Raw genomic sequence first — 9,959 nt, 5'->3', positions numbered from 1 at the left:
CCCCACCGCCGTCCCCGAGCGGATCCCCGACCCCTTCCGAGAGCGCCACCCCGAGTCACCCCCCGAGCCCGAGCGCTTCCCCGTCCTGAGCTGCCCCCCTGCCTGCTGTGCTTGGGCAGTCTGCTCCCCCAAGCTCTTCGAGCAGGGGGTAGCCCCAGGCGCAGGGCTGGCAAGCGCAGCCCCCATGCCAGGTACGCGGGATCAGAGGCCGGCCCCGTTACCGTCGTCGGCATCCGCGGCCGCGCGGGCCGTAGCCGGATGTTCGGCCACCAGCGGCAGTTCGCTCGCCAGCCGCTGGGCGCACAGCTCGGCAAGCCGGTCGTACGCGGGCTTGCCCATGAGCTCGGTCAGCTCGGCCCGGTACGACTCGTACACGGGCTGCCCCGCACCGTGCGCGGACGGCGCCGCGGTGCACCACCAGTGCAGGTCGTGCCCTCCCGCGCCCCAGCCCCGCCGGTCGTACTCGCCGATGGTGATGTACAGCACTTCTTCGCCGTCCGGCAGCTCCACCCACTCGTAGCTGCGCCGGATCGGCAGCTGCCAGCAGACGTCGGGCTTGGTCTCCAGCGGTTCGCGGCCCTCGCGCAGGGCCAGGGCGTGCAGCGCGCAGCCATCGCCGCCCTCGAAATCGGGGCGGTTGTTGAAGATGCAGGCGCCCATCCAGCGCCGCGTCTGCCGCTCGCCCTCTTCGTTGACCTCGGTCCAGCCCAGCACACCGTTGCCCACGTCGTGGAACTGCCAGGTCTGCGGGGTCAGCCGGGCCACGTGCCCGGCGACGCGCTGCTCGTCCTCCTCGTCGGCGAAGTGGGCGCCCAGCGTGCAGCAGCCGTCGGTGGGGCGGCCGGGCTCGATACCCCGGCAGCCCTTGCCGAACAGGCAGTTCCAGCGGGACGTCAGCCAGGTCAGGTCGCAGCGGAAGACCTGCTCGTCGTCGGCCGGGTCCGGGAACTCCACCCAGGCGCGGGCGAAGTCGAGGCCGACCTCCTCGTCGCGCGCCCGGGGCGCGGGCAGCGCCTCGTGCACGCCGTCTTGCTTCATGTGCTTCGCCGCTTTCGTCTTACCCACGCCCCCAGCGTACGGGTCACGCGCCGCGCCGCCCCGTAGGCCGCACCCTCCTCACGGTCCCCGCGAGGCAACACGGGCCAGCCCAGGAACGCATGGCACCCCACTGCCGCGCCGGGCGAACTTCCCGTAACGTCGGCGGGGAGGTTCCCGGTGGCCGGGAGGTACCTCCAGCGGTGGCCGGGGGAGGAGGCTAGCGTGCTGGGTATGAGACTCGGTGTCCTCGATGTGGGCTCTAACACGGTCCACCTGCTCGTGGTGGACGCGCACCCCGGTGCCCGGCCCCTGCCCGCGTACTCCCACAAGACGACGCTGCGGCTCGCCGAACTCCTGGAGGCGGACGGGTCGATCAGCGAGGAGGGCATCGACCGGATCTGCGCCACGCTCAACGAGGCGCTGGAGATCTCCGAGGACAAGGGCGTCGAGGCGCTGCTGCCCTTCGCGACCTCCGCCGTGCGCGAGGCCACCAACGCGGAGCGTGTACTGGACCGGATCGCCACGGAGACCGGCGTCAAGCTCGAGGTGCTCTCCGGCGCCGACGAGGCGCGGCTGACGTTCCTCGCGGTGCGCCGCTGGTTCGGCTGGTCGGCGGGGCGGCTGCTGGTGCTGGACATCGGCGGCGGCTCGCTGGAGATCGCGTACGGCCTCGACGAGGAACCCGACGCGGCGGTGTCGCTGCCGCTGGGCGCCGGGCGGCTCACCTCCGGCTGGCTGCCGGGCGACCCGCCGGACCCGGCGGACGTCCGTGCCCTGCGGCGGCATGTGCGCGCCGAGATCGGCCGTACGGTCGGTGAGTTCAACCGGTTCAGCCGGCCCGACCATGTGGTGGCGACGTCCAAGACGTTCAAGCAGCTCGCCCGGATCGCGGGGGCGCCCCGCAGCGCCGAGGGCCTTTACGCCCGCCGGGTGCTGGGCCGGTCCTCGCTGGAGGAGTGGGTGCCGAAGCTCGCGGTGATGCCCGCCAGTGAGCGTGCCACGCTGCCCGGCGTCTCGGAGGGCCGCGCCCAGCAGCTGCTGGCGGGCGCCCTCGTCGCCGAGGCAGCGCTGGACCTCTTCGCCGTCCCGGAGGCCGAGATCTGCCCCTGGGCGCTGCGGGAGGGCATCATCCTCCGCCGCCTGGACCGCCTGCGCTCCGCGTAGCGGCCGCGCGCTTTCTGCGGCGAGGGGCGCACCTTTGCCGCGACGGTGCTGCCGCGCCTGCTTCCGCCGCGACGGTGCTCTGGCGGCGACCGTTTTCCCGCCGCAACGGTGTCCAGCCGCGACGGCGGCGTCCGGCGGTGCCGAGCCCACCCGCAGTGCGGGTATTTCCGGCACCGTCGTTCTGGTGCGTAGTCGCTGAGCGCCGCTGCGTCGGGAACGGGACCGGCGGACGAAGCCCGTCCCCCTGTGAGCGGGAGCCCTCTCACAGGGGCCGACCCCTCGCGGGCAGCGAACCGCGCTTAGGGTGGCTGGGTGGGCATCGAAAGCGTGCGGGTCCCCCAGGCGAAGGTCGCGCTGTCGACGGCCTCGGTCTACCCGGAGTCGACGGCCGCGGCCTTCGAGATCGCCGCGCGCCTCGGCTACGACGGCGTCGAGGTCATGGTCTGGACGGACCCGGTCAGCCAGGACGTGGACGCGCTGCGCCGGCTGTCCGACTTCCACAGGGTGCCGATACTCGCCGTACACGCTCCGTGCCTCCTCATCACGCAGCGTGTGTGGTCGACGGACCCGTGGACGAAGCTGCAACGGGCCAGGGCGGCAGCAGAGACGCTCGGCGCGAGCACCGTCGTCGTGCATCCGCCGTTCCGCTGGCAGCGCACGTACGCGCGCGAGTTCGAGCGCGGCGTATGGCGGATGGCGAACGAGACCGACGTACGGTTCGCGGTCGAGAACATGTACCCCTGGCGCTACCGGGACCGCGAGATGCTGGCCTACGCCCCCGACTGGGACCCCACTCAGAACGACTACCGGCACTTCACGATCGACCTCTCGCACACGGCGACCGCCCGTAACGACACGCTCGCCATGGTCGACCGGATGGGCGACCGCCTCGGTCACGTCCACATCGCGGACGGCAACGGCTCGGCCAAGGACGAGCACCTGGTCCCGGGGCGCGGCTCGCAGCCGTGCGCCGAGGTGCTGGAGCGGCTGGCGGCGCGCGGGTTCGACGGGCACGTCGTCGTCGAGGTGAACACGCGGCGTGCCATGTCGGCCGCCGAGCGCGAGGAGGACCTGGCCGAAGCCCTCGCCTACACCCGCCTGCACCTCGCGGCCCCGGGCGGCACGCTCGGCAACGGCCAGGGCGGCAACGGCGCGGGCGACCGCGAGGGCGATCGCCAGGGCAGTGACCAGGCCACCGGTCACCCCGCCGGGCGGGGCAAGGCATGACCCCGGACCCCTCCCACGAGCCGGCCTCGGAGCCGGAACCGCAGCCGACCCCGGCCCCGGAGCCCGCACCCCGCAGGCGCGGGCGCCCCGCGCGCCGTACCGCCGAGGCGGGCCCGGGGGCACGGGAGCGCATCCTGGCCTCGGCCCGGGGCGAGTTCGCCGAGCACGGCTACGACAAGGTCTCCGTACGCGCCATCGCACGCGGCGCGGGCGTGGACGCGGCGCTGGTCCACCACTACTTCGGCACCAAGGAGCAGGTGTTCGCCGCGGCGGTCGAGGGCGCCATGGCACCGGTGGTGGAGGTCCCCGCACTGCTGGAGGCCACCTCGCGCGAGGCGCTGGGGGAGACCATCACCCGCGCGTTCCTCGGGATCTGGGAGGACCCGGCCACCCGTGAACCGGTGCTGGCGATCGTGCGCTCCGCGGTCAACAACGAGCGCGCTGCGGCGGTCTTCCGCGGACTGCTGACCCCCGTACTGCTCAGCCGGGTCGCCTCGCTGCTGCCCGAGCCCGACGCCGAGCTGCGGGTCAGCCTGGCGGCGGCCCAGCTGGTGGGCGTCGCCCTGCTGCGGCACGTGATCCGGCTGGAACCGGTGGCCTCCGAGCCGCTGGAGACCGCCGTCGCCCGGCTGGCGCCCGTCGTCCAGCACCACCTCACGGGGCCCACCGGCGCCCGGGACGGCTCCGTCCATCATCCGGACCCACTGTCCGGATCCTGAGCCGTAGGCGTACCCTCGGTTCTTCTACGTACCGCAGCGGCCGCAGGGCCCCGACGCCATGGCGGCCGCCCGCACCAAGGGAGAGGCAGCCATGCCCGAGCTGAGGTCCCGCACCGTCACCCACGGACGCAACATGGCAGGGGCGCGTGCCCTTATGCAGGCGTCCGGCGTAGCGCGTGAGGACTTCGGCAAGCCGGTCATCGCGGTCGCCAACAGCTTCACCGAGTTCGTGCCGGGCCACACCCACCTCCAGCCGGTGGGCCGGATCGTGTCCGAGGCGGTCAAGGCGGCGGGCGGCATCCCGCGCGAGTTCAACTCGATCGCGGTGGACGACGGCATCGCCATGGGCCACGGCGGCATGCTCTACTCGCTGCCCTCCCGGGACCTGATCGCCGACTCGGTCGAGTACATGGTCGAGGCGCACTGCGCGGACGCGCTGATCTGCATCTCCAACTGCGACAAGATCACGCCCGGGATGCTGATGGCCGCGCTGCGGCTCAACATCCCCACCGTCTTCGTCTCCGGCGGCCCCATGGAGGCCGGCCGCGCGACGCTGGTGAACGGCACCGTCCGCAAGCTGGACCTGGTCGACGCGATGTCGGAGGCCGTCAACGACAAGGTCTCCGACGAGGACATCCTCCGGATCGAGGAGAACGCCTGTCCGACCTGCGGCTCCTGTTCGGGCATGTTCACCGCGAACTCCATGAACTGCCTCACCGAGGCCATCGGCCTGGCCCTGCCCGGCAACGGCTCCGTGCTGGCCACCCACACGGCGCGCAAGGAGCTGTACGAGACGGCGGGCCGTACGGTCGTCGAGATCGCCCAGCGCTACTACGACCAGGACGACGCCACCGTCCTGCCGCGCAGCGTCGGCTCCCGCGCCGCCTTCGAGAACGCCATGGCACTCGACATCGCCATGGGCGGCTCAACCAATACGATCCTGCACCTGCTGGCGGCGGCCCAGGAGGCCGAGCTGGACTTCACGATGGCCGACATCGACCGGCTCTCCCGCAAGCTGCCCTGCCTGGCCAAGGTCGCCCCGAACGTGGCGCCGGGCGGCACGTACTACATGGAGGACGTGCACCGCGCCGGCGGCATCCCCGCCATCCTGGGCGAGCTCTACCGCGGCGGGCTGCTCAATGAGGACGTGCACACCGTGCACGCCGACTCGCTGGACGAGTGGCTCAAGACCTGGGACATCCGCGGCGGCTCCCCGTCCCCCGAGGCCGTCGAGCTCTTCCACGCCGCACCGGGCTGCAAGCGCTCCGCCGAGGCGTTCTCGCAGTCCGAGCGCTGGGAGGCGCTGGATGTCGACGCGGCGGGCGGCTGCATCCGCGACGTCGAGCACGCCTACTCCGCCGAGGGCGGGCTGGCGGTGCTGTACGGCAACCTCGCCGAGAACGGCTGCGTGGTGAAGACCGCGGGCGTGGACGAGTCGATCCTGACCTTCACCGGGCCCGCGGTGGTGTGCGAGTCCCAGGAGGACGCCGTCCAGAAGATCCTCGACAAGACGGTCAAGGAGGGCGACGTCGTCGTCATCCGCTACGAGGGCCCCAAGGGCGGACCTGGGATGCAGGAAATGCTCTACCCCACCTCCTTCCTCAAGGGCCGCGGCCTGGGCAAGACCTGTGCGCTGATCACCGACGGCCGGTTCTCGGGTGGTACGTCGGGGCTGTCCATCGGCCACATCTCGCCGGAGGCGGCGGGGGGCGGCACGATCGCGCTGGTCGAGGACGGCGACACCGTCGTCATCGACATCCCCAACCGGCAGCTGCGCCTCGACGTCCCCGACGAGACGCTGGCCGCCCGCCGCGAGGCACTGGCCGGCCGGTACGCCCCCGCAGCCCGCGAACGCAAGGTCTCCACCGCCCTGCGCGCCTACGCGGCCATGGCCACCAGCGCCGACCGCGGCGCGGTGCGCGACGTGACACTGCTGGAACGCTGAGCGCCCCAAAGAGGCGCGGGGACCTGCGCGACCAGCCCCTCACCGGCCGTCAGGCCGCAGCCGACAGCCAGGGGCAGACGCCGCCCGGAACCCCGCACGGTCATAATCGAAACGTGCCCGAGCAACCGAAGACCCCCGACGCCCCGACCCCGGAACCGCTCCGTTTCTACGGCACCACCTGGGTCGACCACTCAGGCGGCTACGGGCTGCGCCGCGCAGCCCTGGGCATCGGCGCGGTACTGGCGGCGATCGCCGGCGCCTTCGTGCTGCGGTTCGCCTACCAGGGCGTCGTACTGGCCGACATCGGAAAATGGGCAAGCATCCTGCTCGTCGCCTCATTCGCCGTATGCAGCGCAATGGCGTTCTCCCGCACCCTCACCCACTACGGCCGCCGCCCCACCGAGCGCGAGGCGGCGGCCGAGTCCTCGATGCGCAGCATCCGGATCATCGGCTTCATCGGCGTACTGCTCGCCTACGCGGTGCGCACCTGCGTGGAGGCGCCCGGCGAGCAGCTGCACCGCGCCGAGTACGAGGCCGCGCTCGTCCGGTACGAACGGCAGCGCTCCGCCCGCACCGGCAACCCCGCGGCGCGCAAGCGGAACCGGAAGCAGAAACGCTGATCCCGCAACCCCCGACACCCCCTCCGGGAGGGCCCTTCAGGGCCCTCCCGCAGTCGTCTCAGGGGGAACCCTGAACTGTCCCCGACTAGGGGCTTCTTGGCTCGACACCCCGCTCCGTCACATGTCAGATTCTTCTTACACCCAAGAGAGAGGGGTCGCGGTGAGCGCGATCGAGACCCCGACCGGAGACGAGCTGCTGAAGATCCTGACGGCGCTCGGCAATCCGCACCGGATGCGGATCGTTGCGGCGCTGACCCAGGGCCGGAACTACGTCAGCAGACTCGCCCGCGAGATCGGCATGAGCCGCCCCCTGCTGCACATGCACCTCCAGCGACTGGAGGCGGCCGGTCTCGTCGTCGGGTCGCTGGAGCTGTCGGACAGCGGCAAGGCGATGAAGTTCTTCGAGGTGGCCCCGTTCGCCTGCGCCCTGACCCCACAGGCCGTCGCGGAGGCGGCAGGCACCCTCACCGATCAGGACCAGGACGAGAACCAGCACGGGAAAGCGAGAACGCAGTGAACGATCAGCTGACGAACACGGCATCCGCCGACCCGGCCGGTGTGTGGGCGGCGGCACTCGGCACCGGCGGGCTCTTCGTCCTGCTGATCGTCATCGTCTGGCAGATCGCCGCCACCTGGCGGTCCCGCATGCTGGCCGCCCGCGAGCAGCAGTACAAGGCGCTGACCGAGAAGTACGCCCAGCTCTTGGAAGACAACGTCGAACTGCACCGCCGCACCCTGGACGAACTCACCCAGGCCCGGCAGTCCATCGCCTCGATGGAAAAGATGATGCGCGAGATCGAGTAGCCGGCCCGCCATCCCCGCACCACCGCGCTCGTACGGCCGGGAGCGGCAACTCCCGGCCGTACACGTGAGCGTGAGCACTCCGCGAAGCCCTCGCGTCCCACACCCACACACGGAGGTTACCCATGCCTGCGCCCAGCGCGCTGCGCCGCCTGGCCACAGCCCCCGGCGGCAAGCGCACCAAATGGCTGGTCCTCGCCGCCTGGCTGATCATCGTCGTCGCTCTCGGACCGCTGGCCGGAAAGCTCGGCGAGGTCGAGGACAGCAGCTCCAACGCCTTCCTGCCCGGCAACGCCGAGTCCGCGAAGGTCAATACGGAGCTGGAGAAGTTCCGCGGCAAGGACGAGATCATCCCGGCCGTCGCCGTCTACTCCCGCACCGACTCCGCCACCACCAAGGCCGACGCCGCCAAGGCACGCGCCGACCGCGCCGACTTCGCGCCCCTGGTGGCCAAGGGCGAGAAGATCAGCGGCCCGATCCCGGCCGCGGACGGTAAGGCGCTGATGCTGGTGGTGCCGCTGACCACCGGCGACGACGACATGACCGACGACGTGGAGAAGATCCGCTCGGTCGCGGCGGCCAACGCGCCACCAGGGCTCGACATCGAGGTCGGCGGCCCGGCCGGCTCGCTGATCGACAACATCAAGGTCTTCGACAACCTCGACTCCACGCTGATGCTGGCCACCGGCGCCGTCGTCACGCTGCTGCTCCTGATCACCTACCGCAGCCCGCTGCTGTGGCTCTTCCCCGTGCTGTCGGTCGGCTTCGCCGCCGTCCTCACCCAGGTCACCACCTATGTGCTGGCCAAGTACGCCTCGCTTCCCGTCGATCCGCAGAGCGCGGGCATCCTGATGGTGCTCGTCTTCGGCGTCGGCACCGACTACGCGCTGCTGCTCATCGCCCGCTACCGCGAGGAGCTGCACCGCCACGAGGACCGGCACGCGGCCATGCGGCTCGCGCTGCGCCGCTCCGGGCCCGCGATCGTCGCCTCGGCCGGCACCATCGCCATCGGTCTCGCCTGCCTCGCCTTCGCGGACATCAACTCCTCGCGCTCGCTGGGACTTGTCGGTGCCGTCGGCGTCGTCTGCGCGCTGCTGGCGATGATCACCGTGCTGCCGGCGCTGCTGGTGCTGGCGGGTCGCTGGGTCTTCTGGCCGTTCGTGCCCCGCTACACGGAGACCTCGGCGGCTGCCGCCGCGGGGCAGCCCCGCGAGGCCCGTACGGTCTGGTCCCGGATCGGCGACCTGATCGCCCGCCGCCCGCGCTGGTCGTGGCTGATGTCCATCGCCGTCACCGCGGTGCTGGCGCTGAGCGCGGCCGGCATCACCATGGGGCTGACCAACGCGGAGATGTTCCAGGACAAGCCGGAGTCCGTCATCGCCCAGGAAAAGCTGTCCGCGCACTTCCCCTCCGGCTCCTCCGACCCGGCCACCGTCGTCGTACGCACACCGGCGCGTGCCGCTGCACAGCAGGCGGCGGAGGGCGTCGAGGGCGTGGAGTCCGTACGCGCCGCCGACCGTACCGCCGACGGATCGCTGACCTCCCTGTCCGTCACCCTGAAGGACGCACCGGACAGCGACGCGGCCAAGCACACCATCGACGGGCTGCGCACGGCGGTGCACAAGGTGGACGGCGCCGAGGCGCTGGTGGGCGGTACGACAGCGGAGTCGCTGGACACCCGGCGCGCCGCCGAGAGCGACCTGAAGGTCGTCATCCCGGTCGTGCTCGCCGTCGTCCTGCTGGTCCTGGTGGCGCTGCTGCGCTCGCTGATCGCGCCACTGGTGCTGCTGGCGACGGTGGTGCTGTCCTACTTCGGCGCGCTGGGAGCCTCGCACCTGATCTTCGAGTACGTCCTGGACTTCGCCGCGATGGACAACTCCCTGCCGCTGATGGGCTTCGTGTTCCTGGTCGCGCTGGGCATCGACTACAACATCTTCCTGATGACCCGGGTCCGCGAAGAGGTCGCCCTGCGGGGCCACAGCAAGGGCGTGCTGGCCGGGCTCAGCTCCACGGGCGGCGTGATCACCTCGGCGGGCATCGTGCTGGCCGCCACCTTCGCGGTGATCGCCTCCATGCCGCTGGTGTCCATGGCACAGCTCGGCGTGCTGGTCGGCATCGGTGTGCTGCTGGACACCTTCCTGGTCCGCACCGTCCTGGTCCCCTCGCTGGCGCTGGACCTCGGCGCCCGCATCTGGTGGCCGAGCCGGCTGGGCCGGGAGCGGCCGCAGGAGCCCCGAGTCGCCGAAGAAGAGCGGCGGGAGGCGGAGTTGGAGAGGGTGTAACCCCTTTCCGCCGCAACGGCGAGAGCTGACGAATCCGTCCAACGGCGGGAACAGCCGAATCCGCCGCAACGGCGAGAACAGAGACTGACGCATCCGGCGGTGCCGGACCAACCACAGCCCCATCGGTTGGTCCGGCACCGCCGTTCGTCGTGCGGCCCCTGTC

The 9,959-nt window shown here is 71.7% G+C and carries 9 protein-coding genes; 8 read left to right on the top strand and 1 reads right to left on the bottom strand.

Annotated elements, in window-relative coordinates:
- Nucleotides 1-201: 201 nt before the first annotated feature.
- Nucleotides 202-1,038 (bottom strand): DUF3109 family protein, encoded by an 837-nt coding sequence (locus ITI46_RS30795; RefSeq protein WP_209243220.1) that lies wholly within the window; start codon nt 1,036-1,038, stop codon nt 202-204.
- Nucleotides 1,039-1,269: 231 nt separating this feature from the next.
- On the opposite strand from ITI46_RS30795, the gene ITI46_RS30790 reads away from it, so the two are divergent.
- The 8 genes from ITI46_RS30790 (at nt 1,270) to ITI46_RS30755 (ending at nt 9,796) form a co-directional block, all read left to right on the top strand.
- Entirely contained in the window at nt 1,270-2,202 is a 933-nt protein-coding gene (locus tag ITI46_RS30790) for a Ppx/GppA family phosphatase (protein ID WP_209243219.1), read from the top strand.
- Nucleotides 2,203-2,514: 312 nt separating this feature from the next.
- A complete protein-coding gene (locus ITI46_RS30785) occupies nt 2,515-3,429 on the top strand; it encodes a sugar phosphate isomerase/epimerase family protein (RefSeq protein ID WP_209243218.1) in 915 nt (304 codons plus the stop codon).
- The gene (locus ITI46_RS30780; protein ID WP_209243217.1) at nt 3,426-4,148 is read left to right on the top strand and encodes a TetR/AcrR family transcriptional regulator; all 723 of its coding nucleotides are present in this window, start codon (nt 3,426-3,428) and stop codon (nt 4,146-4,148) included. The genes ITI46_RS30785 and ITI46_RS30780 overlap by 4 nt, the downstream gene beginning before the upstream one ends.
- 91 nt (nt 4,149-4,239) lie before the next feature.
- On the top strand, nt 4,240-6,093 hold the full coding sequence (gene ilvD, locus ITI46_RS30775) for a dihydroxy-acid dehydratase (protein WP_209243216.1): 1,854 nt from the start codon (nt 4,240-4,242) through the stop codon (nt 6,091-6,093).
- 113 nt (nt 6,094-6,206) lie between these two features.
- The gene (locus ITI46_RS30770; RefSeq protein WP_209243215.1) at nt 6,207-6,713 is read left to right on the top strand and encodes a hypothetical protein; all 507 of its coding nucleotides are present in this window, start codon (nt 6,207-6,209) and stop codon (nt 6,711-6,713) included.
- A gap of 160 nt (nt 6,714-6,873) precedes the next feature.
- Nucleotides 6,874-7,230 (top strand): ArsR/SmtB family transcription factor, encoded by a 357-nt coding sequence (locus ITI46_RS30765; RefSeq protein WP_307808393.1) that lies wholly within the window; start codon nt 6,874-6,876, stop codon nt 7,228-7,230.
- The gene (locus tag ITI46_RS30760; RefSeq protein WP_209243213.1) at nt 7,227-7,517 is read left to right on the top strand and encodes a hypothetical protein; all 291 of its coding nucleotides are present in this window, start codon (nt 7,227-7,229) and stop codon (nt 7,515-7,517) included. Before ITI46_RS30765 ends, ITI46_RS30760 begins: the two co-directional genes overlap by 4 nt.
- 122 nt (nt 7,518-7,639) lie before the next feature.
- Nucleotides 7,640-9,796, top strand: coding sequence for an MMPL family transporter (locus ITI46_RS30755; RefSeq protein WP_209243212.1), 2,157 nt, complete (start codon nt 7,640-7,642; stop codon nt 9,794-9,796).
- Nucleotides 9,797-9,959: the final 163 nt, after the last annotated feature.

This window comes from Streptomyces oryzae, from assembly GCF_017676365.1.
GTDB lineage: Bacteria > Actinomycetota > Actinomycetes > Streptomycetales > Streptomycetaceae > Streptomyces > Streptomyces oryzae.
Note: the sequence above shows the minus strand (reverse complement) of the source record. Positions and strands in the feature narration are given on the sequence as shown.